This is a genomic window from Streptomyces sp. NPDC052687 (assembly GCF_040678395.1).
Classification (GTDB): Bacteria; Actinomycetota; Actinomycetes; order Streptomycetales; family Streptomycetaceae; genus Streptomyces.
The window spans coordinates 238,957-263,573 of record NZ_JBFATR010000002.1 but is presented as its reverse complement, the minus strand read 5'-3'; the positions used below and the strand labels follow the sequence as shown (position 1 = coordinate 263,573).

19 protein-coding genes and 1 tRNA gene are annotated in these 24,617 nt (G+C 71.7%); 9 read left to right on the top strand and 11 right to left on the bottom strand.

All coding sequences use genetic code 11. The annotated features are described in order from the left end of the window. Positions 1-81: 81 nt before the first annotated feature. A complete protein-coding gene (locus AB0K92_RS04060; RefSeq protein WP_029382547.1) occupies positions 82-756 on the top strand; it encodes a Crp/Fnr family transcriptional regulator in 675 nt (224 codons plus the stop codon). A 121-nt stretch (positions 757-877) separates the two neighbouring features. Here the strand turns inward: AB0K92_RS04060 and AB0K92_RS04055 are convergent, their stop codons facing one another. The 4 genes from AB0K92_RS04055 to AB0K92_RS04040 form a co-directional block, all read right to left on the bottom strand. Continuing rightward, the gene (locus tag AB0K92_RS04055; protein WP_365919154.1) at positions 878-1,708 is read right to left on the bottom strand and encodes an MBL fold metallo-hydrolase; all 831 of its coding nucleotides are present in this window, start codon (positions 1,706-1,708) and stop codon (positions 878-880) included. Then, a complete protein-coding gene (locus tag AB0K92_RS04050) occupies positions 1,705-2,613 on the bottom strand; it encodes an NUDIX hydrolase (RefSeq protein ID WP_365919152.1) in 909 nt (302 codons plus the stop codon). The genes AB0K92_RS04055 and AB0K92_RS04050 overlap by 4 nt, the downstream gene beginning before the upstream one ends. Positions 2,614-2,679: 66 nt before the next feature. After that, positions 2,680-3,147 carry a RidA family protein gene (locus tag AB0K92_RS04045; RefSeq protein WP_166000932.1) on the bottom strand — a complete coding sequence of 156 codons (468 nt, stop codon included), beginning with the start codon at positions 3,145-3,147 and terminating at the stop codon, positions 2,680-2,682. Further along, entirely contained in the window at positions 3,144-3,314 is a 171-nt protein-coding gene (locus AB0K92_RS04040; RefSeq protein ID WP_166000930.1) for a DUF4177 domain-containing protein, read from the bottom strand. Before AB0K92_RS04040 ends, AB0K92_RS04045 begins: the two co-directional genes overlap by 4 nt. A gap of 106 nt (positions 3,315-3,420) precedes the next feature. On the opposite strand from AB0K92_RS04040, the gene AB0K92_RS04035 reads away from it, so the two are divergent. Next, the gene (locus tag AB0K92_RS04035; RefSeq protein WP_365919150.1) at positions 3,421-4,398 is read left to right on the top strand and encodes an ArsA-related P-loop ATPase; all 978 of its coding nucleotides are present in this window, start codon (positions 3,421-3,423) and stop codon (positions 4,396-4,398) included. Beyond that, positions 4,395-5,741 carry an ArsA family ATPase gene (locus AB0K92_RS04030; RefSeq protein WP_365919148.1) on the top strand — a complete coding sequence of 449 codons (1,347 nt, stop codon included), beginning with the start codon at positions 4,395-4,397 and terminating at the stop codon, positions 5,739-5,741. Before AB0K92_RS04035 ends, AB0K92_RS04030 begins: the two co-directional genes overlap by 4 nt. Positions 5,742-6,017: 276 nt before the next feature. On the opposite strand, the gene wblA is transcribed toward AB0K92_RS04030, so the two are convergent. Further along, positions 6,018-6,356, bottom strand: a complete 339-nt coding sequence (gene wblA, locus AB0K92_RS04025) for a transcriptional regulator WblA (RefSeq protein WP_063608098.1) — start codon at positions 6,354-6,356, stop codon at positions 6,018-6,020. 430 nt (positions 6,357-6,786) lie between these two features. On the opposite strand from wblA, the gene AB0K92_RS04020 reads away from it, so the two are divergent. Continuing rightward, positions 6,787-9,129: a transglycosylase domain-containing protein gene (locus AB0K92_RS04020; RefSeq protein ID WP_365919146.1), complete on the top strand. Its 2,343-nt coding sequence runs from the start codon at positions 6,787-6,789 to the stop codon at positions 9,127-9,129. Positions 9,130-9,264: 135 nt separating this feature from the next. On the opposite strand, the gene AB0K92_RS04015 is transcribed toward AB0K92_RS04020, so the two are convergent. Continuing rightward, positions 9,265-9,729 carry a GatB/YqeY domain-containing protein gene (locus AB0K92_RS04015; RefSeq protein WP_166000922.1) on the bottom strand — a complete coding sequence of 155 codons (465 nt, stop codon included), beginning with the start codon at positions 9,727-9,729 and terminating at the stop codon, positions 9,265-9,267. Between the two features lie 159 nt (positions 9,730-9,888). Between AB0K92_RS04015 and AB0K92_RS04010 the strand changes: the two genes are divergently transcribed. From AB0K92_RS04010 to AB0K92_RS04000, 3 genes are all read left to right on the top strand, one after another. After that, the gene (locus tag AB0K92_RS04010) at positions 9,889-10,815 is read left to right on the top strand and encodes a metallophosphoesterase (RefSeq protein ID WP_365919143.1); all 927 of its coding nucleotides are present in this window, start codon (positions 9,889-9,891) and stop codon (positions 10,813-10,815) included. A 157-nt stretch (positions 10,816-10,972) separates the two neighbouring features. Beyond that, positions 10,973-11,758, top strand: a complete 786-nt coding sequence (locus tag AB0K92_RS04005; protein WP_365919141.1) for a Pr6Pr family membrane protein — start codon at positions 10,973-10,975, stop codon at positions 11,756-11,758. Positions 11,759-11,791: 33 nt separating this feature from the next. Continuing rightward, positions 11,792-11,865: transfer RNA gene (locus tag AB0K92_RS04000), tRNA-Pro, on the top strand. Positions 11,866-12,495: 630 nt separating this feature from the next. Here AB0K92_RS04000 and AB0K92_RS03995 read toward each other — a convergent pair. From AB0K92_RS03995 to AB0K92_RS03975, 5 genes are all read right to left on the bottom strand, one after another. After that, positions 12,496-14,619 (bottom strand): DEAD/DEAH box helicase, encoded by a 2,124-nt coding sequence (locus AB0K92_RS03995; RefSeq protein ID WP_365919139.1) that lies wholly within the window; start codon positions 14,617-14,619, stop codon positions 12,496-12,498. Beyond that, on the bottom strand, positions 14,616-15,947 hold the full coding sequence (gene brxD / locus AB0K92_RS03990) for a BREX system ATP-binding protein BrxD (protein WP_365919137.1): 1,332 nt from the start codon (positions 15,945-15,947) through the stop codon (positions 14,616-14,618). Before brxD ends, AB0K92_RS03995 begins: the two co-directional genes overlap by 4 nt. Next, positions 15,944-18,763: a BREX-2 system phosphatase PglZ gene (gene pglZ / locus AB0K92_RS03985; RefSeq protein ID WP_365919135.1), complete on the bottom strand. Its 2,820-nt coding sequence runs from the start codon at positions 18,761-18,763 to the stop codon at positions 15,944-15,946. Before pglZ ends, brxD begins: the two co-directional genes overlap by 4 nt. Beyond that, positions 18,763-22,737 (bottom strand): PglY protein, encoded by a 3,975-nt coding sequence (locus AB0K92_RS03980; protein WP_365919133.1) that lies wholly within the window; start codon positions 22,735-22,737, stop codon positions 18,763-18,765. The genes pglZ and AB0K92_RS03980 overlap by 1 nt, the downstream gene beginning before the upstream one ends. A gap of 172 nt (positions 22,738-22,909) precedes the next feature. After that, positions 22,910-23,368 (bottom strand): ATP-binding protein, encoded by a 459-nt coding sequence (locus AB0K92_RS03975; protein WP_365919131.1) that lies wholly within the window; start codon positions 23,366-23,368, stop codon positions 22,910-22,912. A gap of 150 nt (positions 23,369-23,518) precedes the next feature. Between AB0K92_RS03975 and AB0K92_RS03970 the strand changes: the two genes are divergently transcribed. After that, a complete protein-coding gene (locus AB0K92_RS03970; protein ID WP_365919129.1) occupies positions 23,519-24,409 on the top strand; it encodes a helix-turn-helix transcriptional regulator in 891 nt (296 codons plus the stop codon). Then, the gene (locus tag AB0K92_RS03965; RefSeq protein WP_365919127.1) at positions 24,406-24,597 is read left to right on the top strand and encodes a DUF397 domain-containing protein; all 192 of its coding nucleotides are present in this window, start codon (positions 24,406-24,408) and stop codon (positions 24,595-24,597) included. The genes AB0K92_RS03970 and AB0K92_RS03965 overlap by 4 nt, the downstream gene beginning before the upstream one ends. The last annotated feature ends 20 nt before the right edge of the window (positions 24,598-24,617 follow it).

Below are 24,617 nucleotides of genomic sequence, written 5' to 3'. Positions count from 1 at the left end.
CCGTCCGGCAAAATGGGCACCACGGTCCCCTGGTACAAGGGGGAACAAGATCCCCTGAGCAGGTCGACAAGGAGAGAACTCGTGGACGACGTTCTGCGGCGCAATCCGCTCTTCGCGGCGCTCGACGACGAGCAGGCCGCGGAGCTGCGTGCCTCCATGAGTGAGGTGACCCTCGCGCGGGGTGACTCCCTGTTCCACGAGGGCGACCCGGGCGACCGGCTCTACGTCGTCACCGAGGGCAAGGTCAAGCTCCACCGCACCTCGCCCGACGGCCGCGAGAACATGCTCGCGGTGGTCGGCCCCGGCGAGCTGATCGGCGAGCTGTCGCTGTTCGACCCGGGCCCGCGCACCGCGACCGCCACCGCGCTCACCGAGGTGAAGCTGCTCGGCCTCGGCCACGGCGACCTCCAGCCCTGGCTGAACGCCCGCCCGGAGGTGGCCGCCGCCCTGCTGCGCGCCGTCGCCCGCCGGCTGCGCAAGACCAACGACGCCATGTCCGACCTGGTCTTCTCGGACGTCCCGGGCCGTGTGGCACGCGCCCTGCTGGACCTCTCCCGCCGCTTCGGCGTGCAGTCAGAGGAGGGCATCCACGTCGTCCACGACCTCACCCAGGAGGAGCTGGCCCAGCTCGTCGGCGCCTCCCGCGAGACGGTCAACAAGGCGCTCGCGGACTTCGCCCAGCGCGGCTGGCTCCGCCTGGAGGCCCGCGCGGTGATCCTCCTGGACGTCGAGCGCCTGGCGAAGCGCTCGCGCTGACGCCGGTCACGTACCTCTACGGCGACGGGGTCCCGCCTCGGGAACGAAGCGGGACCCCGTCGCCGTACGCGCACACAACCGCGCGGAGCCCGGCTGAGGTGCCCCAGGGGGCGAGACACCCCTAGATGAGCCCGTGCTCCTCCAGGTACTCCAGCTGCGCCCGCACCGACAGCTCCGCCGCCGGCCACAGGGAGCGGTCCACGTCGGCGTAGACGTGGGCCACGACCTCCGCGGCCGTGCGGTAGCCGTCCTCGACGGCCGTCTCCACCTGGGCGAGGCGGTGGGCGCGGTGGGCGAGGTAGAACTCGACGGCGCCCTGGGCGTCGTCGAGGACCGGGCCGTGGCCCGGCAGGACGGTGTGGACGCCGTCGTCGACCGTGAGGGACCGCAGGCGGCGCAGGGAGTCCAGATAGTCGCCGAGACGGCCGTCGGGGTGGGCCACGAGCGTCGTACCGCGGCCGAGGACGGTGTCGCCCGTCAGGACCGCCCGGTCGGCCGGGAGGTGGAAGCTCAGCGAATCCGAGGTGTGGCCGGGCGTCGGCACGACCCGCAGTTCCAGGCCGCCGACGCTGATCACGTCCCCGGCGCTCAGCCCCTCGTCGCCGAGCCGCAGCGCCGGATCGAGGGCACGCACGCGCGTGCCGGTCAGTTCGGCGAAGCGGGCGGCGCCCTCGGCGTGGTCGGGGTGGCCGTGGGTCAGCAGGGTCAGCGCGACGCGCTTGCCGGCCTGCTCGGCGGTGTCGACGACGCGCTGGAGGTGCCCCTCGTCCAGCGGCCCGGGGTCGACCACGACGGCGAGGCCGGAGCCGGGCTCCGACAGGATCCAGGTGTTGGTGCCGTCCAGGGTCATCGCGGACGGGTTGGGCGCGAGGACGTTGACCGCCCGCGCGGTGGCCGGACCGGAGAGGGCCCCTCCGCGCGGCCGGCCGGGAAGCATGCTCGGGTCGGTCATGCCGGTCCTCCCCCGGTCGGGATGTGCTTGGTGAACTCGTCGTGCCCCGGCCAGGACAGCACGATCTCGCCGCCCTCCAGACGGGCCTCGGCGAGGACGGGAGCGAGGTCCCGGGCCGGTGCGGCGGCCAGCACCTCGGCGGCCGTGCCGTACGGCGTCAGCTGGCGCAGGGTGGCGATGGTGGGCGGCATCATCAGCAGCTCGCCCTTGTCGTAGGCCGCCGCCGCGTCCGCGGGCCGGATCCACACCGCGCGGTCGGCCTCCGAGGAGGCGTTGCGGGTGCGCTGGCCCTCGGGGAGGGCGGCGACGAAGAACCAGGTGTCGTAGCGGCGCGGCTCGAACTCGGGGGTGATCCAGCGGGTCCACGCGCCCAGCAGGTCGGAGCGCAGCACCAGCCCGCGGCGGTCCAGGAAGTCGGCGAACGACAGGTCGCGGGCGACGAGCGCCGCGCGGTCCGCCTCCCAGTCGTCGCCGGTGGTGTCGCCGACGACGGTGTCCGCGGTGGGCCCGGCGAGCAGGACGCCCGCCTCCTCGAAGGTCTCCCGGACGGCGGCGCAGACGATCGCCTGGGCGCCCGTCTCGTCGACCCCGAGCCGGTCCGCCCACCACGCGCGCGTGGGGCCCGCCCAGCGGACGGCGCGGTCTCCCCCGTGCTCCGGGCTCCGCTCGGGCAGGGCGGTGTCCCCGTCCCGCGGGTCGACGCCGCCGCCCGGATAGGCGTACGCGCCTCCGGCGAAGGCCATGGAGGCGCGTCTGCGCAGCATGTGCACGGCGGGGCCGCCGTCGGTGTCCTTCAGGAGCATCACCGTCGCCGCCCGCTTCGGCCGCACCGGGGTGAGGGTGCCGGCCGTCAGCGCGCGGATGAGCTCCGGCCACTCAGGGGGGTACCACTGACCGTTCGCCATGGCCGGAGGCTATCCCGTAACGCGCGCGTGTTCGAGAGCCGGACGATCACGGCTGCCGGGGGAAGGCTACGGCTGGGTCAGCTCGACCTGGATCTCGACCTCCACCGGCGCGTCCAGCGGCAGCACCGCCACGCCGACCGCGCTGCGCGCGTGGACGCCCTTGTCGCCCAGCACCTCGCCGAGCAGCTCGCTGGCACCGTTGAGGACACCCGGCTGGCCGGTGAAGTCCGCGGCCGAGGCCACGAAGCCGACGACCTTCACGACGCGCGCGATGCGGTCCAGGTCGCCCGCGACCGACTTCACGGCGGCCAGGGCGTTGAGGGCGCAGGTGCGGGCCAGCTCCTTGGCCTCCTCCGGCGTGACCTCGGCGCCGACCTTGCCGGTGACGGGCAGCTTGCCGTCCACCATCGGCAGCTGGCCGGCGGTGTACACGTACGGCCCGGACTGCACGGCCGGCTGGTACGCGGCCAGCGGCGGGACGACGTCCGGCAGCGACAGCCCCAGCTCCGCGAGCTTCGCCTCGACCGCGCTCACGCCTGCGTCCCCGGCTTCGGCCGCTTCAGGTAGGCCACCAGCTGCTCGGGGTTGTTCGGCCCGGGCACGACCTGGACGAGCTCCCAGCCGTCCTCGCCCCAGGTGTCCAGAATCTGCTTCGTGGCATGGACGAGCAGCGGCACGGTTGCGTATTCCCACTTGGTCATGGGGCGACTGTAGCCGCTGTCGCGGAAGGGGCCGGCGGGCGGCCGCGGAGGGCGTTGTCCACAGCCTCCCGTTCGGGCCGGGCGCGGACTGGTTACGCTCGAAGGCGTGAGCAGGCTCCAGGTCGTCAGCGGCAAGGGCGGGACCGGAAAGACGACGGTCGCCGCAGCCCTCGCGCTGGCCCTGGCCACGGAGGGGAAGCGGACGCTCCTCATCGAGGTCGAGGGTCGCCAGGGAATCGCACAGCTATTCGAGACGGAGGCGCTGCCCTATGAGGAGCGGAAGATCGCCGTCGCGCCCGGGGGCGGGGAGGTGTTCGCCCTCGCCATCGATCCAGAACTGGCCCTTCTGGACTACCTCCAGATGTTCTACAAACTCGGGAGCGCCGGACGGGCCCTGAAGAAACTCGGCGCCATCGACTTCGCCACCACCATCGCGCCCGGCCTGCGGGACGTCCTCCTCACCGGCAAGGCCTGCGAGGCGGTCCGGCGCAAGGACAAGTCGGGCCGGTTCGTGTACGACCACGTCGTCATGGACGCGCCGCCCACCGGCCGCGTCACCCGCTTCCTCAACGTCAACGACGAGGTGGCCGGGCTCGCCCGGATCGGCCCCATACACAATCAGGCGCAGGCCGTGATGCGGGTGCTGAAGTCCGCCGAGACCGCGGTGCACCTGGTGACGCTCCTGGAGGAGATGCCGGTCCAGGAGACCGCCGACGGCATCGCCGAACTGCGCGCGGCCGGGCTGCCGGTGGGCCGCGTCGTCGTCAACATGGTCCGCCCGCACCTGCTCGACGCGGCCGACCTGGAGCGCGTACGCACCGTCGCGCACCCCGAGGTCGCCCGCGCGCTGTCGGCCGCCGGGCTCGGCGGCGACCGCCGCGGCGGGCACGCCGAGCGGCTGGTCGACCCGCTGCTCGCCCAGGCCGACGAGTACGCCGAGCGGTACACCCTGGAGCGCGAGCAGCGCGCCGTCCTCACCGAGCTGGGCCTGCCGCTGCACGAACTGCCGCTGCTCGCCGAGGGCATGGACCTGGCGGGCCTGTACGAACTCGCCACCGAGCTGCGGAAGCAGGGGATGACATGAGCCCGGAGCCCACCCCGCCCCACGCGCGCCTCGCCCCCGCGCGCGTGCTCGAGGTCGACCCGCTGCTCGACGACCCGAAGACCCGGATCGTGGTCTGCTGCGGCTCCGGCGGCGTCGGCAAGACGACCACGGCGGCGGCGCTGGGCCTGCGCGCGGCCGAGCGCGGCCGGAAGGTGGTCGTGCTCACCATCGACCCGGCGCGCCGGCTCGCCCAGTCCATGGGCATCGACTCCCTCGACAACACCCCGCGCCGGGTCAAGGGCGTCGAGGGCGACGGCGAGCTGCACGCGATGATGCTCGACATGAAGCGCACCTTCGACGAGATCGTCGAGGCGCACGCGGACCCCGAGCGGGCCGCCGCGATCCTGGCCAACCCCTTCTACCAGTCGCTCTCGGCGGGCTTCGCGGGCACGCAGGAGTACATGGCGATGGAGAAGCTGGGGCAGCTGCGCTCGCGGGACGAGTGGGACCTGATCGTCGTCGACACGCCGCCCTCGCGCTCCGCGCTGGACTTCCTCGACGCGCCCAAGCGGCTCGGCTCCTTCCTGGACGGCAGGCTGATCCGCGTCCTGCTGGCGCCGGCGAAGATGGGCGGCCGCGCGGGGATGAAGTTCCTGAACGTCGGCATGTCGATGATGACGGGCGCGCTGGGCAAGGTGCTCGGCGGGCAGCTGCTGAAGGACGTCCAGACGTTCGTCGCCGCCATGGACACCACGTTCGGCGGTTTCCGCACCCGCGCGGACGCCACCTACCGGCTGCTCCAGGCACCCGGGACGGCGTTCCTGGTGGTCGCGGCGCCGGAGCGGGACGCGCTGCGCGAGGCCGCGTACTTCGTGGAGCGGCTGGCCGCGGAGGACATGCCGCTCGCCGGGCTGGTGCTCAACCGGGTGCACGGCAGCGGCGCCGGCCGGCTGTCGGCCGAGCGGGCGCTCGCCGCCGCGGAAAATCTTGAGGACTCCCGCATTGTGGATCAGGGGGGAGGGAAGGCTGGACTTCGTAACTCTCCTGACACATATGGCAGTTCGGCTCCCGACGACGGCTCCCCCACCGCCCTGGACTTCGAAGACCCCGAACGTGCCCCCGAGGAAGGCGGCGACGAGCGGCAGTCCGTCGACCGCCTCACCGCACGTCTGCTGCGGCTGCACGCCGAGCGCATGCACCTGATCGCCCGCGAGCAGCGCACCCGTGACCGCTTCGTCGCGCGCCACCCCGAGGTGGCGGTGGCCGAAGTGGCCGCGCTGCCCGGCGACGTACACGATCTCGCGGGACTGCGAGCCATCGGCGACCGGCTGGCCACCTACCGGCCACCGGAGCCGGCGGAGGACACACCGGAGGGCGCGTGAGACCGAGCACGTGAAACCCAGCAGTGAGACCGAGCACGTGAGTCCGGGCACGTGAGACGGGAGCCGTACGAGTGGACTCGCTGCGGCTTCGACGGCACACCGCGCCGACGGCACACCCCTCACGACCCACCACTCACGACCCACCGCTCACCGCTCAGAGCAGGTGAACGACGAGCCGTACGCCACGGCACCGGCCGAAGCTCCCAACGGAGGCCCGCACGGCCGGCAACGGCACACGAACCCCGCCGACCGAAGCCCCGCAGGGTCCCGCCCCGCTCAGCTCACCGCGGCGTAGTTCTCGTACACCTGGTCGTCGTCTAGAGGCACCAGCCCGGCGCCCCGCTCGTACTCCGTACGAGCCGTCTCCAGCAGCCGGCGCCAGGAGGTCACGGTGGGCCGCCTGCGCAGCAGTGCGCGGCGCTCCCGTTCCGTCATCCCTCCCCACACGCCGAACTCGACGCGGTTGTCGAGCGCGTCGGCCAGGCACTCGGTCCGCACCGGACATCCGGTGCACACCGCCTTGGCCCTGTTCTGCGCTGCTCCCTGAACGAACAGTTCATCCGGATCGGTAGTGCGGCAGGCCGCCTGCGCACTCCAGTCGGTTACCCAGCCCATACCGGCGCCGTCCTCTCCCGAATCGAGGCTCCCCCACGGCGGCAGCGGCATATTCACCGCCGCCAGTTGAGGACGTTACGGAAGGTGGGCACAGCGCAACACCCCCTTCGGGCCCAATCTTGAATGGCCCGAACGGACTATGCGCAAGCGGCAGATCACCCGGGGGAGTGAGCCTGCGACATGCGCGGCAATCCCGGCAATCCCGGATGTTTCAGGTGCGCCACAACGGGCGCCGGGTGACACACAAGGCGGATTCGGACACGCCCTCAACACCCCGTCGGGCAGCACTCCGAGAAGTCGCCGGACCGGTCCGGGAACGTTTCGCCGTCGCCGGACGTATGGATACGTGGCCCCACCGCTGTGACAGTCGAGAGCAGCTTAGGCCAAGGCATATACGCGTGTCCGGCGAATGAGAACGTAGGCTGCCCTCATGGCAAAGAAGCGCTCGGGCGGGGGTCTGTCGCCAACGCAGCAGGCCGCCAAGTTCCTCGGTGTCAGTGTGCTCGCGGGAGCCGTCATGGCCGGCATCGCGCTGCCCGCCATCGGCGCGCTGGGGCTCGCGGCGAAGGGCACGGTCGAGGGATTCGACGAGATCCCCGCCAACATGAAGACGCCGCCGCTCAGCCAGCGCACCACGATCCTCGACGCCCAGGGCGACACCCTCGCCACGGTGTACTCGCGCGACCGCACGGTGGTCGAGCTCCAGGACATCTCGCCGTACATGCAGAAGGCGATCATCGCGATCGAGGACGCCCGCTTCTACCAGCACGGCGCGATCGACCTGAAGGGCGTCCTGCGCGCCCTCAACAAGAACGCGCAGAGCGGCGGGGTCGCGGAGGGCGCCTCGACGCTGACCCAGCAGTATGTGAAGAACGTCTTCGTGGAGGAGGCCGGCGACGACCCGACGAAGGTCGCGCAGGCCACCCAGCAGACCCTCGGCCGCAAGATCAAGGAGCTGAAGTACGCGATCCAGGTCGAGGAGGAGCTGGGCAAGAAGAAGATCCTCGAGAACTACCTGAACATCACGTTCTTCGGCCAGCAGGCCTACGGCGTCGAGGCCGCCTCCCAGCGGTACTTCTCCAAGCACGCCAAGGACCTGAAGCTGGAGGAGGCCGCCCTCCTCGCCGGCATCGTCCAGTCGCCGAGCCGGTACGACCCGGTGAACGACGAGGCTGAGGCCACCAAGCGCCGTAACGTCGTGCTGCAGCGCATGGCCGACGTCGGCGACATCTCCCAGGCCGACGCCGACCGGGCCAAGAAGAAGCCGCTCGGCCTGGACGTCAGCCGCCCGAAGAACGGCTGCATCACCGCGGTCAAGGGCGCCAGCTTCTTCTGCAAGTACGTCGAGAAGGTCTTCCTCAACGACCCGGTCTTCGGCGAGACGAAGGAGGAGCGGGCCAAGCTCTGGTTCCAGGGCGGCCTGACCATCCGCACCACCCTCGACCCGCAGGCGCAGGAGTCGGTGCAGGACTCGCTCGCGGACCACGTGAACCAGTCGGACTCCGTCGCCGCGGCCGTCACCCTGGTCGAGCCCGGCACCGGCAAGATCCTCGGCATGGGCCAGTCGAAGCCGTTCGGCTACGGCGACAACGAGACCGAGATCAACTACTCGGTCGGCAGCGACATGGGCGGCTCGAACTACGGCTTCCCGACCGGTTCGACGTTCAAGCCGTTCGTCGCGGCGGCGGCGCTGGAGGAGGGCCGCCCGCCGACGCAGGAGTACTCGTCGCCGTACGACATGGAGTACCCGAGCCCCGTCCAGACCTGCGACGGCAAGCCCTGGGTCAACACCGAGCGCGCGCGCGTGGAGAACGAGGACGAGTCCGAGGTCGGCCCGTACCGACTGAAGGAGGCGATGGCGAAGTCGGTCAACACCTACTTCGTCCAGATGATCTCCGACATCGGCATGTGCCCGGTCATGAAGACGCTCGACGCGCTGGACGTGGTGCAGGGCAACGGCGAGAAGCTGCCGGAGGTCCCCGCGATCTCGCTCGGCTCCAAGGGCATCTCCCCGCTGACGATGGCCACCGCGTACGCCGCGTTCGCCGCCCGCGGCATGTACTGCACGCCGATCGCGATCGAGTCGATCACGAAGAAGATCGGCGACCAGCAGAAGTCCCTGCAGGTTCCGAAGTCGACCTGCTCGCGGGCCATGTCCGAGAAGACCGCGGACACCGTCAACACCCTGCTGCGCGGCGTGGTCGACTCCGGTACGGGCCAGCAGGCCGGCCTGACCAGCCGCGAGAGCGCGGGCAAGACGGGTACGACGGACGAGCGCCGCAACGCCTGGTTCGTCGGCTACACCCCGAACCTGGCCGGCGCGGTCTGGGTCGGCAGCGCCACCCAGCAGGTCAAGATGGTCGACATCACCATCGGCGGCCGGTGGCACCCCAAGGTCTACGGCGGTGAGGTGCCGGGCCCGATCTGGCGCGACGCCATGACCGGCGCGCTGGCGAACAGGGAGGCTCCGTCCTTCAGCCTGGTCGACATCCCCGACGGCGACCGCGACCGCGGCCGGGAGCGGGACCGCGATCGCGACAGCGGTGACGACGACAACGGCAACGGGGACGGCCGGGGCAACGGGAACGGCCCCGGCGGCGGCCTGATCGCCGGCCTCACCACCGGCGGCGGCCTCACCACGGGCGGCACCACCACCGGCGGTACGACCGGGGGCGCCGAGCCGCAGCCGTCCTTCTCCATCCCCGAGGGCTGGTTCGAGGGCAACGGCAACGGCGGGAACAACGGCAACGGGAACGGGGGCACCTGGCCGTAGAGCAGGTGTGCACGTGCGGTCGTGCGTTTCCTGCGGTGCGTGCGGTACGTGCGGTACGTGCGGTACGACGACGGGGGCGCCCTCCTCGCTGGAGGGCGCCCCCGTCGTCGTAAGCCTCGTCGTTGCCTCGGCGGTTCAGCCCGCGAGGGCCTTCTTCACGGCGGCGGCGACCCGCCCGCCCTCGGCCTGGCCGGCCACCTTCGGGTTGACGATCTTCATGACCGCGCCCATGGCCCGCGGCCCCTCGGCCCCGGCGGCCTTCGCCTCCTCCACGGCCTGGGCGACGATCTGGTGCAGCTCCTCGTCGCTGAGCTGCTTGGGCAGGTAGGCGGCGAGCACCTCGCCCTCCGCCTTCTCCCGCTCGGCCTGCTCGGCCCGACCACCCTGCGCGAACGCGTCGGCCGCCTCCCGCCGCTTCTTGGCCTCGCGGGTGATCACCTTCAGCACCTCGTCGTCGGAGAGGTCGCGCTTCTCCTTGCCCGCGACCTCCTCCTTGGTGATCGCGGCGAGCGTCAGCCGGAGCGTCGAGGAGCGCAGCTCGTCGCGCTCCTTGATCGCGGCGTTGAGGTCTTCCTGCAGCTTCGACTTGAGCGTGGTCATGGGCTTGATTGTCGCAGGTCCCGGCACCGGGACGCCCGCACATTTCCGGCGGCCCGTCCCCTCGCCCGTACCCGCCCCCCGCCCTCGCCTCCTCCCCGCGCCGGTCCCCGCGACCGTCCCCGCGCACGGACGGCCCATCAGGTCTGACACGATGGGCGTATGCGCGCGCGATACGGAGTTCCCCTGGGAATCGCGGCGGTTGGCGCCGCCGGACTGCTCTACTCGGCGGGTTTCGAAGCCCGCTCCTTCCGTCTGCGACGGGTCACGGTCCCCGTCCTCCCTGCCGGGATGCGCCCCCTGCGCGTGCTCCAGGTCTCCGACATCCACATGGTGAGCGGGCAGCGCAAGAAGCAGCGCTGGCTGCGCTCGCTGGCGGGCCTGCGCCCCGACTTCGTGATCAACACGGGCGACAACCTGTCCGACCCGGAAGGCGTCCCCGAGGTCCTGGACGCGCTCGGCCCCCTGATGGAGTTCCCGGGGGCGTACGTCTTCGGCTCCAACGACTACTACGGCCCCAAGCTGCGCAACCCCGCCCGCTACCTGATCGAGAAGGTCCAGGGCCGTCACGGTCTGAACGGCAACCCGCCCGCCACGGGTGTGGTCCACAACCCGTGGGAGAACCTGCGCGACGGCTTCGACGCCGCGGGCTGGCTCAACCTGACCAATACCCGGGGCACGCTGAAGATCGACGGGGTCTCGGTGGAGCTGACGGGCCTGGACGACCCGCACATCAAGCGCGACCGCTACGCGCAGGTCGCGGGCGGCCCCTCCGGCACGGCCGACTTCGCGATGGGCGTGGTGCACGCCCCGTACCTGCGCACCCTGGACGCCTTCACCGCCGACGACTACCCCCTGATCCTGGCCGGCCACACCCACGGCGGCCAGCTCTGCATCCCCTTCTACGGCGCGCTGGTCACCAACTGCGACCTGGACACCGACCGCGTGAAGGGCCTCTCCACGCACACCGCGGAGGGCCGTACGGCGTATCTGCACGTCTCGGCGGGCTGCGGCACGAACCGCTACACGCCGGTACGGTTCGCGTGCCCGCCGGAGGCGACACTGCTGACGCTGGTGGGGCGGGAGTAGCGGAAGCAGCGGGCGCGGCGGGGAGGGCTGAGCGGACAGAGGGCCCGGCGGCAGATGGCTCGGCGGGACACGAACGGGGCCAGGCCGCCCTCAGCCCACTCACCCACCCAGCCCACCCGAATCGCCCGTTTCGCCCGATTTCCTTACCGTGAGGGGCATGACCGCCCCGATACCCAGGGACATCCCGGATCTCCCCGCGATCCCGGGCATGCCCGCGCTGCTGCCCTCCCCCGTCCCGGCCACGGCGGTGGTGGAGCCCGTACGCCGCCCCCTGATCGCCGTCTTCCGGCTCCTGACCGCCCTGGCGGCGATCACGGGCGTGACGATCTACCTGCTGCTCGGCAGTCCGCTGCGCGTGCTCGGCTACTTCACCATCCAGAGCAGCATCCTGCTGGCGCCGGTCATGCTCCTCTCGGCCCGCAAGGCCTGGACGGCCCGCCGCCCGCTGCCGCCGGCGCTGACCGGCTCGGTGCTCCTCTACACGCTCATCGCGGCGCTCGTGTACCACCTGCTCCTGGTGCACACGACGACCCCGTTCACGATGACGGACGCCCCGGCGGCCACCACCCTCTGGCACTCGGTGGCCAACCACCTCCTGCACACCGCCGTACCGGCCGCGGCGGTGATCGACTGGCTCCTGATGACCACCCCCGGCACCCTGCGCCTGCGCCAGGCCCCCAGCTGGCTCCTCTACCCCCTGGCCTACCTGGCCTTCTCCTTCCTCCGCGGCGAGCTGCTCCTCCCCGGCACCCCGGCCCGCTACCTCTACCCGTTCCTCGACGTCGAGGCCCACGGCTACAAGGGCGTCCTCGGCAACGCCCTCCTCCTCGGCCTGTCCTTCTACGGCCTCGCCGTCCTCCTCGTGGCCCTCGACCACGCCCGCCCCAACCCGCTCCGCCACCGTTCGAAAACCGGATTTCGTCTCCAGCCGCCAGTGGGCTAAAGTAAACGACGTCGCCGCGACAAGCAGCGACATCGGGGTGTAGCGCAGCTTGGCAGCGCGCTTCGTTCGGGACGAAGAGGTCGTGGGTTCAAATCCCGCCACCCCGACAGGCAAGTACCAGGTCAGGGGCCTGATCCGCATCGCGGGTCGGGCCCCTGAGTGGTTCCCGGGAGTGTTTTGGAGCTGGCTTCGGAATCCGGCTCGCAAGAAGCGCTGGTGGCACGTCCCAGGAGTCCGACGCCTCGGAGCCCAGTCGACGCAGGTTCAAGCGGTCGGCTCCTGTACCGGACCGACTTCTTCCGGCGGGTCGAGGAGCCTGACGTCGCGGTCACCTGGGCGGTGCCCCAAGCGCTGGACCATCGCGCCGAGAAGTGCGACCCGGGGCCGCCAACCAGCCCCGCGTCCGTATCGACGTAGAAGATGCCGTTCTCATCAAGTTCCCGACCACCTCACTCGGCACCGGCGGCCAGTGCGAGGCAGATCAACGGGCAGATCGCCGCGGAGGGACACCGGCGGATGAGCCATCCCCTCACTGTGGTAGCCAGCGGCGACAGCAGCGCCCAGTCCATCGAGCAGGGGATACACCTCCTCGGGGAGGTACTCCGCCACGCCCTTGACGTAATCGGCGGTTAACTTTTTCAGTCCGCCCCAGCTCTTTCGGCCCACCGGCCGAGCGGACTCGCTCGCCTTCGCCGATCCGGAGCACGGTGTCGCTTTCGCCTCCGCGATGAACCGCTTCACGTATGAACGGAGACGAAACGCACGGGCTCGGCAAGTACTGCTGTAGCGGCAGACAGGTCCGCCAGTCGGGCCGACAGCGTCGCCTCCGCCAGGCGTGGCGGCAACGCATCCCCGAACTTCAGCCCTCGTACCGCCCGTTCGTCGACTGCGGGAAGGCATAGCCGGTCCGGAGCCTCGTTCAGGGCTTCCTTCCACACGGGTGGCGTGAGGTCTTCCCGCAGACGGACCCAGTGATCGTTGATGCGCTGAGCCGGTACGGCGATTCCCTCCAGCGTGGCCGCCAGCGTCGCGTTCGCGCGGTGACCTGCCCAGGTCCACCAGCGAAGCTGACCCGATTCATCATGCACGATCAACGTGCCGCCCGGGTGGACCTTCTCCAGGAAGACCTCACGCGCCTCCTTGAGCGTGGTGGTGGCGCGTTGGGTCAGGGTGACGGGCGGGTCCGTGCCGAGCAACACCTCGCGCACGGCGCGGGTGACCTCGAAGGAGGTGCCCTGACTGAAGCCGGAGCCGCTCCACTTGGCCTTCCCGCCGCCGTCGACCGGCTCGACGAAACAGCGTTTGCGGTGCCAGTCGATGTAGGTGACCTGCCAGCTGCGGCCGGCGAGGAGGAGTCTGCGGGGGCCGGCGACCCGCTCGGTGAGCAGGGCGGGGTCGGTGCGGCCGATCTCGGTGCGGCCCTGCAGGACAGTGAACTGCGGGGGCGCGGTGAAGACGGCGGTGAGGTTTATGAAGTGGCGGTGGCCGAAGCGTCGTTCGGCCTCAGGGCCGATGAACAGCATGCCGCCGTCCTGGTCCAGGTATCCCTCCTCGACCAGATGGCGGACGATCGGCTCGGCCGACCCTCCGAACGGTCCCAAGCCGTTCCACCACTCCTGCCAGAGTTGGTCTCCGACGCGGTGTTCCTGAAGGCAGAGGGCGAGCAGTTGCTGGGCGACGATGTGCCGGGGCTCGGGCGGCGCCGTCACTGGTTCCACCCAGCCTCGCGACCACTGGAGGAGCAACCCCGCAGCGGCCAGGAGACCGCCTTGGTCGAGGGTGAGGAAGAGGCAGTTGCGGGTCGTTCTAGGGCGACGCCCCGTACGGCCCAGGCGCTGCAGGAAGGAGGCGACCGAGGTGGGCGCGTCGATCTGGATGACCCGGTCCAGGTCGCCGACGTCGATGCCCAGTTCCAGGGTGCTCGTGGCGATGATGACGCAGTCGCGCGCCTCCGCGAACGCGGTTTCCGCGCGTCTGCGTTCGTCGAGGGAGAGGGAGGCGTGCGAGAGGAACGTGGTCACACCTTTAGCCCGCAGCTTGGCGCCCAGTTCCTCGACCAAGCGCCGCGACTCGCAGAAGACGAGCCTCTTCTCCCCCCTGTGAAGAGCGCTGATGACGGTGGCCGCATTGTCGAGCGAGCCGACGTAATCAAGCTGGATGTCACCCGGCGGTACGGAAGCCGGCGCCGGCTGTGCCTCGGCCAGGTGGGGCGCGACCACATGACCTGGGCGCCGCCCTGCTCCCGATCCCTGGAGCCAGGTCAGCAGAGCATCGGGGTTGCCGACGGTCGCGGAGAGACCGACGCGCTGAAGGGAACGGCCCACCACTTTCTGCAGGCGCTCCAGCACGGCGAGCAGGTGCCATCCGCGGTCGTCTCCGGCGAAGGCGTGGACCTCGTCGACGACCACGGCCCGCAGCCCGGAAAAGAAGGACGCGTGATCGACGTTGACGCTGACCAGCATGGCTTCCAGTGACTCGGGGGTAGTCAGCAGCACGTCGGGCCGGGCCGCGAGGATGCGGCGCCGGGCGCCGGCCGGTGTGTCGCCGTGCCACAGGGCCGCGGTCCGGCCGAGCCAGGCGGTGTAGGTCTCCACGCGCGGAAGCAGGTTGTTCAGCAGTGCTTTGAGGGGACATACGTACAGCACCGACGTGCCGGACCAGTCCTGGACGTGCATCCGGGACAGGAGGGGGAAGCAGGCGGCTTCGGTCTTGCCGCCGGCCGTCGGGGCCAGCAGCAGGGCGTCGTCTCCTGTCGTCAACGGGGCGACGGCGGCCTTTTGAAGCGGGCGCAGGTCCTTCCAGCCCAGGGTGTTGACGATGTGGTGGACCAGCGCCGGCTCCAGGCCGTCGGCGGCGGTCACGGCAGTTCCAGCTCGATGTCGTCCGCCCGATCGGCCGCGGCGTTGCGCTCGGTGTCCGTCAGCTCACCTGCGGAGAGGGTGAGCTGGTAGTGCTTGCGCGGGTCGAAGTCCTCGAACTCGTCGACGCGGTCGAGGACGTCGGCGACGAGCTTGCGCAGGAAGACGCGGGGGGCGATGCCGACGTTGCCGCCCAGACCTCCGGTTACGGCGGTGGCGAGTTCGCCGACGTAGGCGTCGTCGACCCGCGCGGTGACCCGCTCGGGGTGGCGGGCCGCTCCCCGGTAGAGGTCCCGCACCTTGCGGCCGAGTTCTCCCAGGCTCGGGAGGTCGAAGCCGGGCAGGCGGAGCTGGACGGCGCGGGGCGAGTCGAAGCGGGCGTCCGTGGTGAAGTCGGTGGCGAGCCGCTGGGCCAGGGGCGGGAGCCGCTGGACGCCCTGCTGTCCGTCGTAGAACGCGGGGGTTCCGGTGATGACGAGGAAGAGACCGGGGAAGCGGCCGGCGTCGATCTCGTCGAGGAGCTGGCGCAGTGCGTTGAGACCCTTCTCCCGGACGTCGCCGCGGACGCGTTGCAGGGTCTCCGTCTCGTCGAGTACGAGGAGCAGCCCCGGGTGGCCGCAGTCGCGCAGAACGGTCAGCAGTCCCTGGAGGAAGCCGAGGGCGGCGAAGTGGTCCAGGTCTCCGCGCACTCCCGCGGTCCGGCGGGCGGACGCGGCCACGGACTTCTGGCCGCCGAGCCAGGCGATCAGAGCTTCCGCCGTCGCGCCGTCCCCGGTGGTGACGGCGCGGCGGTAGCCGCGCAGGGCGGCGGCGAACGCGGGTGTGGTGCGGGCGACGTCCGCGAGCCGGCGTTCCATCAGCGTGTCCACGGACGCGGTGAGGGCTGCTTCGTCGTCCTCGTCGATCTCCGAGCCGTCGAGGACTTCTTCCTCCAGGGTGTAGAACCATGAGTCGACGACCGCGCGCAGTGCGCTGGGCTGGTGGGTGGCGGTGGCCAGACGCTCGGTGAGCCGGCGGTAGACGGTCTCCAGCCGGTGCAGCGGTGTCTCGGTCTCGGAGATCTGCACCTCCGCGGTGGCGAGTCCTGCGCGTTTGGCCCGTTCGGCCAGCCAGCGGGCGAAGAAGGTCTTGCCGGAGCCGTAGTCGCCGCGGACGGCGTGGAAGGCGGCACCACCGCGGGCGACGGTGGCCAGGTCGTCGTCGAGGGCTGCTTCGAACCGGTCCAGTCCGACCGCGAACAGGTCGAGGCCGGACTGCGGCACCGTGCCGCGCCGCAGGGCGTCGATGACCTCGCGGCGCCGGACGGCGCTGACGGGGGCGGGGTCGGTCACGCCTGCTCCTCCTTGTGACTCGCTGCCTCCTCCGCTTCGCCTTCCTCCGGTTCGGGCAGGAACTGCCCGCGCAGCAGCGGCACGTCGAGCTTGACCGCGTGTCCGCCGTCGATGAATCCGAGGACGGGATACCCCTCGACGTTCAGCAGTCGCTGCACCGTGGCGACGAAGCCCTCGATGTTGCGGCGGACCCGCCCGGTCGCGGAGATCGCCGCGGCGAGGGCGGCCGGGGACATCGTCCCGCCCGCGGTGACGAGCGCGTCGACGACCGCGGCCACCACCTTCGCCTCGGGCGCTTTGCGGACATACTCCTTCTGAGCCGCGTACACCTCGCTGCTCACCACCCTGCTTCCCAGCGACTCCTCCGCCGGCGGTGCGGCTTCCGTCCGGGCGGACGGCCGTGCCCCGGTGGCCGGCGCACCCTCGGAGGGTGCGGGCCGCGCGGGCGTGGACTGCTCCGGCGTTGCGAGCCGGGCAGCCGTCACGGCGGCGGGCTCCGGGCCGTCACCGGCGGCCCGCGTCCGCCACCAGCCCGGCGTGGACAGCTCGCGCGGGAGCGGCACCCAGTCCTTCGGGGTTTCCTCCCCGGCCGGAAGCAGGACGAGCACCGGGACGGTGACTTCGGCCAGGGAGGCTCCACCGTGGTACCCGGCGCGCCGCCCGGTGTAGCGGATGTCCTCGCGCCACGGCAGGATCACCGCTCCCCCGCCCTCTCGGACCCTCGGGCCGCGGACGGCGATCTCCCCTTCCCCCGCCACATCACCGGTACGCCAACGGGCGGACTCCGCGCCGTCGGCGGCCGTCGGGGCGTCGGCGCGGCTGCCGCGCTCCAGGACGTGTCCGTGGTCGGCGACGATGACGACCGGGCGGCCGTAGCTGCGGGCACCTGCGAGCAGTTCGCGCAGGTGCGTGACGTCGGCCAGGGACCAGGTGGTGCCGCGGCCGTGCCGGCCGTTGTCCAGTGCCTCGTCGATAGTGTTGAGGACCACGCCCACCACCTCGTCCGAGGCGAGGGCGGTCATCAGCTCGTGGGACAGCGCGTGGCCCGCCTCGCCGCCGATGGCGGCCTTGTGGAAGAGGGCCGCGGCCTTGCGCCGCCGTTTCCAGAAGGCGGTGAAGCCGCTCGTCTCGGCCGACTGGCCGCCGTCGGCCGCCTCGCCCGCCAGCAGGGAGGCGCGGCTGACGCGGGTGACGGACGGCAGCATCGAGACGGCGGCGAGCCGTGCGGGGGACTGACCGGGCTCCGGACGCGGCACGATCTCGCGCCAGCCGTCGCGTTCCGCCTCCTCGCCGAGCTGGGCGGCGACCGCGCTGCTCATGCCGTCGAGGACGAGGAGGAGCGGAGCGGCCTGCCCGGTCAGCGGGCGGACGACGGTGTCCAGCACGTTCTCGACGACGAGGCAGCCGTCGGGGTACTGGGCGGTGGCGTGCGCGGCCCAGGAGACGAGCCTCCGGGCGAACTCCTGATCGAGGCGCTGTCTGCGCTCACGTGCCTGTTCGTAGAGGGCGCGCAGGTCCCGGCCGGTCTCCAGGTCGCCGTCGGGGTCGCCCGCCCACAGCACGGTGAGCGCCCGGTCCACCCAGCCCCAGTCGGAGACATGGGCCCGTACGGCGGTGGCCACGCCGGTGACGGCGGGCTCGGGGCCGCTGAGCCAGCGCGCCACCCGTACGGCCGTCTCGGCGGCCTGGACGTGGTCCGGGCGGAGGCCGGCCAGGGCGTGGCCGAGCAGGTCGGCCAGCGCAGCCTCGCCGGCGGCCGGGGAACGGCGGGCTTCCGCGACGGTCCGGCGCAGTTGCGCGGTAAAGCTGGAGGGGAGGAAGCGGCTCGCGGTGAGTCCCGGGGTGAGGGCCGCCTTGTCGGCCAGCTCGTCGGCCCGGTGCAGTACGGCGACGACGCGCAGGCGGGCGTCATGGCTGGTCCGGGCGTCGGCGATCCAGCGGGTGAGGGTTCCCTCCACGGCGTCGGTGAACACGGCGAGTTCCGACCGCCGGGGCATGACCTGCCCGAACAGTCCGCCGAGGGCGAGCACGGTGTCGGGCTGGGCGGCGGGGTCCCGCAGTGCCGCGCCGAGCAGTCCGAGCGGCAGGGCGTCGTGGCCGAGTCCGGCCTCGGCGAGGGACAGCAGGACGGGGACGGCCGGTCCGGCTACTTCCGCGAGCCACTTCTTCAGTTCCGCGCGTTCGGTGGCGCCCAGTTCGGCGAACCGCCGGGGTCCGGCGGGTGTGCGCGACCAGGCGAGCAGCGTGTCGGCGTCGAGGGTGACCTGCCCGTCCTGGCCGGAGGAGGCGTGCACCGCGCGCAGGCCGAGTCGTTCGGCGGTCAGGGCGCGCAGGGCCGCGTCGCGGGTCAGCACTCCGCCGACGCGCGGCCAGCCGTCTTCGGCGGGCTCCGCTTCGACGAGGGCTTCCAGGAGCCACCGCTCGCGGTACATCCGCGGGTCGAGGGCGGTGGCGCCGAAGCGCTGGAGGACGACCTCGGCGTTCTCGACGGTGAGGGTCTTGCGTCGTACGGCCCTGCCGCGCACGTCCCAGCCGAGCTGCTCGTCGTCGACGCCCGTGGTCACCACGAGCACGTCGGAGGATGTGGCTGTGCTCCGGTGCTCGTGCAGGGCGGCGACGACGCCGAGGACGGAGGTTTCGTCCCGTACCCGGACCCGCCGCGCCTCGCCGTCCAGGGTGACGGTGAACCGGGGCGGGGCGCCGGGCGCGTACCGGCCGTGGACGAGCACGAGGCTGCGCTCGCCCAGGTCCTTGGCGTTCGCGGCGAGCAGGGCCTCGACGGTGCGGCGGCCCACCCGGGGCAGGGCCGGGGCCATCAGCCGGCGGTCCCTTCGCCCGGTTCCGCCGTGGTCCCGGCGGAACCGTCGGACCCGGCCCCGGTGTCGGTGACCGGCTGCCAGGTGACCTGGATGCGGGTGCCGGGGTGGGCGGCGAGGTAGGCGCGGATCTCCGCGTCGATCTCGGCGACCGTGGTGGCCAGCGACGCCTCGAGCCGGGTGGGCTCGATGAGGTGGACGGCGGGCCGGCGACCGGTCTGTGCCGGAACGACGGCCGCTGTACCGCCCCTGCCGCGGGGGGCGTCGTCCGGCGTGGAGGACTGGTCCGGCGTGGGTGTCGAGGGGACGGAGGGCTTGCCGTGGTCGGTGAGGCTGACGTCCTCGGCGGTCGGCTCCGGCGTGACCGGCGCCACGGGCGGAGTGACCGGCTGCGCCGGCTGCGCGAGGCGGGTGGCCTCGCGCATCAGGGTCATGACGGTGTCCGGGAGCCGGTCCAGGACGGGCACGAGCGAGACGGTCTGCTCGTGCTCGCGGGCGGCGCGGCGCACCTCGTCCAGGAACCGGGTGGCCCGCTCGCCGAGGCTGTCCTGGCGGACGGCGATGTCGCGGCGCACGTCCTCCAGCAGGGACCACGTGGTACCGCGCAGCGCGGCGGCGACCTCCGGGGCGTGCCGCAGGGCGCCCGCGATCTCCTCGTCGGTCACGTCGTACGCGGCGGCGGCCAGCTCCCGCACGCACGCGGCCGGTCCGGTGGTGCGCAGCAGCCGGGCGACGAGGTCGGCGGCGGCCTTGGTGGACTTCAGGCGGGGCGCGTCGGCGCCGGTCAGTCCGAGGTGGTGGGCGTTCTCGGTCAGCAGGGTGCGCACCTCGCCGAGGGCCACGCGGTGTTCCTCCGCGACCGCGCGCACGCCTTCGGCGAGCCGGGCGACGTTGCGGGCGAACAGGACCCGCGAGACGGTCTTGCCGAAGATCGTCCCGGCGCGGCCGAGCGCGGTGTGGAACTCGTCCTCGGTGGGCAGTTCCACGGCCCTCAGCCCGTATCCGGGGCCGATCCGCTCCAGCTCCGGTGCCTTGGGCAGCGGCGAGGTCTGGTAGACCCAGGTGCGGTCGTCGAGCAGGGCGTACGTGGCGATGATCAGGTTGCCGACGTGGCGGTCGAGGCCGGTGTAGCCGAGCTCCTCGATCCAGTCGCGGATGTCCTCCACGGACAGGTCCGGGCCGGCGTCGGGGGTCTCGGCGGCCTTCTTGTTGATGCGCAGGCGCCAGTCGGTGGTGACGTTCAGCGGCCCCTCGTGGACCTCGCCGAGCTGGAGGGCGTGCGCGATCCGGCGGACGACGGGCAGGTGCCGGCTGTCGACCACGACGCGCCGGGAGCCGTCCTCCATCGCCCTCGTGATCCATTCGAGGGTGGTCTTCAGCTCGCCGGTGGTAATGGCCTTGCGGGTGAGCCGCGGGTCGAAGTCGGGGTGCTTGGGGTGGCGGGCGCCGAGGAGCCCGTCGGCGAGCAGGAAGAGGTTCTCCTCGAAGCCGACGGCCGGTTCGGGCCGGGTGCGGGTGAAGCCGGGCTGGAGCGAGATCAGGTGGTGGCCCTCGGGGACCTCGGCGCCCGCGGTGCCCGGCTCGGCCTTGTTGATGCCGTACAGCTGCAGCAGGGCGTCGGTGAGCTGGGTGGTGAGGCTGTCGCGGGACGCCTTGAGCTGGTTGCGGATCTGGATGCGTTCCTCGGCGGGGCGGGTCGCCGTGTGGTCGTCGAGCCGGTCGCGCTCCAGCAGGTAGTTGATCTTCAAAAGGCGTCCGAGGCTGCGGGCCTTCTGCTCGGACAGGAAGTGCGGCAGCCAGACGATCGTCGGCGCCGTCTTCCCGGCGCGCTTCAGCCGTTCCACCCGCTGCACGTCGTCCATCGGCGAGCGGCCGTGGTCGTCGAAGGGGTAGTCGAAGACGAAGCGGATGTTGCCCTGGGTCTGCGGCGCGAACTCGGCGTCGGGCAGGTGCGGGTCGCGGACGTTGCCGAAGACGAACTCGACGGTGCGCTTGGTGCCGCGCCAGACGACGGTCCGCTCGCAGACGAACGCCTGGGTGTCGGGGATGCCCAGGGCCGCCCACAGCTGGTCCTTGATCCACTGGCGGCGGTAGCCGTCCTGGTCGGCGACGCCCTGCACCTCCTCCAGCAGCGGCTCGACGTCCAGGTCGGACAGGTGCAGGTGGAAGACGGGGTCGGCGGGGTCGCCCTCGCTGCGCAGCTCGCCGTCGAAGCCCTCGGCCTGGAGCTCCTGGAGGCGCTTGACGGCGACGGCGCCCGCGTCGCCCACCCGGGTCCTGATGGTTCCGTGGTTCAGCGCGGCGAGCCGGCCGCCGGTGAGCCGGGTCAGGGCGGGCACGTTGGGCGCGAGGGAGGCCAGCAGCAGCGTCTTGACCAGCCGCTCGTCGGTCTGGAAGCGCTTGTCGTCCGCCGAGCCGTACTTGGTCAGCAGGTGCTCGCGGACGCGGGCGTGGAAGCGGTGCGCGATCTCCGACTCCTTGCGGAGCTTGGCGGTGAACGCCTCACCGGTCCGTTCGGCGATCACGTCCCACAGGTCGCCGATCGGGATGAGCTGGCCGAGCCGCAGGTCGTCGCGGTGGCGCCGCAGCAGCTCCTGCACCAGTTTGAGACCGGTCCGCTCGCGCTGGAGCGCACCGGACAGGTCGACCAGCACGTTGAGCAGGGCCGGGGACAGCGGGTACAGGGTGCGGAAGTCGTCCCAGCTCGCCTCGGTGCGCCCCTGCGCGTCGAGCAGGACCTGCCGCACCTCGTCCTGCGACGACTCGACGATCTTGAACGCGTCGTCGCGCACCTGCTCCATGCCCGGACGCGGGGCGAGCACCCGGTGCTTGATGATCTCGACGAGGTTGCTGTCCTCCAGCTCCACGACGTCGATCCGGCCTGCGAGGTAGTCGACCTGCTGTTCCAGGTTCTGCACGTCGGCACCCGCCACGTCGGAGCCGATCAGCTGGGACAGGTCGCGCTGGCGGGAGATGAAGGAGACGATCGGCACGGGCCGGCCGCTGTCGGCGGACTCGATCAGCTTGACCAGCCGCTGCACCTGGTCGCGGACGAAGTCCTGGTCGCCCATGTGCGCCTGGAGCCACAGGATCAGCTCGTCGAGGAAGAGGACGACGCCGTCGTAGCCGAGCGACTGGGCGTGGCGGGAGATGACCTTCAGGCCGTTCTCCAGCGGGATGAAGGACTGCGCGTCGCCGCGGGCGGCCTGCGTGTACGCGGCCATGGGCCCGGTCAGCAGCGCCGACACCAGCCGCTCCCGCTCCTGGCTGCCGGGCGGCGCGGCGAAGGCCCGGTCCAGCTCGGCGGTGCTCCAGCCGCCCGTGCCGGGCAGGTCGGCTCCTCCGTCGATGCCCGGCAGGTCGTCCTCGTCGTCCGCACCGGACGCCCCGCCCCCGCCGGGGGCGGTGGCCGCCGCCCCGGCGCCGAGCCACTGCCGGAACTTGTCGTCGTCGCCGAGGAACCTGCGCTGCCGGTCCGCGTCGGCGAGCAGCGCGTCCGACCGGTAGACGGCGGGGGTCGCCGCCTCCGGGTGCAGCTCCCGCACGGTGTGGACGTACCCGCCGAGCAGCGCCGAGTCGAGGTCGGTCGATCCGACCAGGTGGTACGGGATCATCAGGAACCGGCTGCCGCCCAGCCAGTCCCGGTGCTCGGCGACGACCTCCTTCAGCCCCGGCTTGTCCAGAGCGCCCTCGTGGCCGTTGAGCACGGCGTGCAGCACGGTGAGGAAGTGGCTCTTACCGGCACCGAACGAGCCGTGCAGGTACGCGGCGTGCGAGTCGCCCGTGCGCACCGCCTTCGCGACGATGCCGAGCGCCTTGCGGAACGCCTTCTGCAGCTGCTCGGTGACGACGTACTCCGCCACCCGCTCGTCGGCCTCGTGGAAGCCCTGGGAGAGGTCGACCTTGAAATCGCCCGCGTGGACGTCCTCCTTGATGTCGATGACATCCCGGAGGAAGAGCTCGGTGGTCGACATCAGGCGATCATTCCCTCACTGTGCTGGCGGCCTGCCCGGACAGCGCCCCCCTCAGGCGTTGGCGCGACGTCCATCTTGCCAGGTGGGTCCGACAGCAGGAGGGGAGATCGTCACACCTACGGGGTGAGGTGTCACAACGGGTGACCGACTGGGGACGGGTGGCCGGATGCGCTCACGCGGTGTGTCCGGCGGGGGTCCCTGCCGTGAGGTCCACCTCCGCCCACACCGTCTTCCCCGGCCCGGTGCGCTCCGTCACACCCCAGCGGGAGGCCAGGGCGCCGACCAGGAGCAGGCCCCGGCCCCCGTCGGCGTCGGCGGCCGGGGCCAGGCACACGGGCAGGGCGGGATGCGTGTCGGACACCTCGACGCGTACGAGCGCGGCGGCCGGTCCGTGGACGAGCCGCAGCGCGAAGTCACGCCCCGGTACGCGCCCGTGCAGCACGGCGTTGGCGCTCAGCTCCGCGACGATCAGCACGACGGCGTCCGACGCCGACGTGCCGTGCGGTACGCCCCACACGTCCAGTTGGTGCGCGGCGAGTCTGCGGGCGAGCCGCGCCCCGCGGCGGGTCGCGGGGAAACGCTGGGCGAACGTACGTACGGTGACGGTGGCTTGGGTCTGCGGCGTCGGCATGCGGACCAAGGTCCCGCCGCCACGCCCCCGCCACCAGGACCGACGCCGATACAGATGCACCTGTACTGGTTCACTCGCTGGACTGGGTGGGACACGTTCCGTAACCATGGGGTGAGTTCGGTGTGCGACGGTGCACAGGGAGGCGGCTGCATGGCTACGGACAACGGCGGCGGGGTCGGCAGCGGGTGCGGGGGTGCCGGGGCGGGCGGGGGCGGCGGCTCGAACGGGGAGCACGACCTGTCCGACAGCCTCAAGACCTTCGGCGCGGTGCTGAAGGCACTGCGGGAGGAGGCCCGGCTCACCCAGGAGGAGTTCGCCCAGCGGGTGCAGTACTCCGCGGCCTACGTCGCCAAGATCGAGCAGGGGAAGAGGTTCCCGCCGAGCGACCTGCCGTCGCGCGCGGAACCGGCGCTCGGGGCTGCTGCGGCCAAGGTGCTGGGCGCTGCGGCGCGGAGTCTCACGCGGAGGGCGGGGCTGGCGTCCTGGTTCCGGCAGTGGGCGGGGATCGAGGAGGAGGCGGTGTCGTTGTATGCGTACGAGTGCCGTGCGATTCCTGGGCTGTTGCAGCCTGAGCCGTACATTCGGGCCATCTTTGAGCGGCGGTTGCCGCCGCTGACCCAGGAAGAGATCGAGGCCCAGGTGACTGCTCGGCTGGAGCGACAGCGATTGTTGACGGAAAGGCCGAACACAGCCTTCGCATTCGTCATCGAACAGGCTCTACTGGTAAGGCGAGTGGGAGGACGCGAGGTGACTGAGGCGGTCGTCGACCACCTCCTCGCAACCGGCGCTCGCCGTAACGTCGAGATCCAGATCATGCCGTTGTGCCAGGAAGACCACACTGGTGTGGACGGGCAGATGTACTTGGCCGAGACTCCGAACCACCAGTGGGTCGGCTACACAGAGGGGCAGCGGTCCAGCAGTCTGATAACAGCTCCGAAAGACGTAAGTGTTCTCCTCCAGCGCTATGGCAGGCTGCGTTCGCAGGCCCTCGACTGCGGGGCCTCCGTGAGCTTGCTGAAAGAGATGCGAGGAGCGCTATGAGCACCACTGGGCTGAGCTGGTTCAAGAGCAGTTACAGCGGCAGCGATGGGGACAACTGCGTCGAGGTCGCCATAGCGCCCGGGGCTGTACACGTACGCGACTCTAAGGACACCCGCATTCAGCCCCTGCGCGTGTCCCCCACTGCCTGGTCGGCGTTCACCGAACACGCCTCCGGCACCGCCCGCTGAGTCGCCGGGGAGAGCACTCC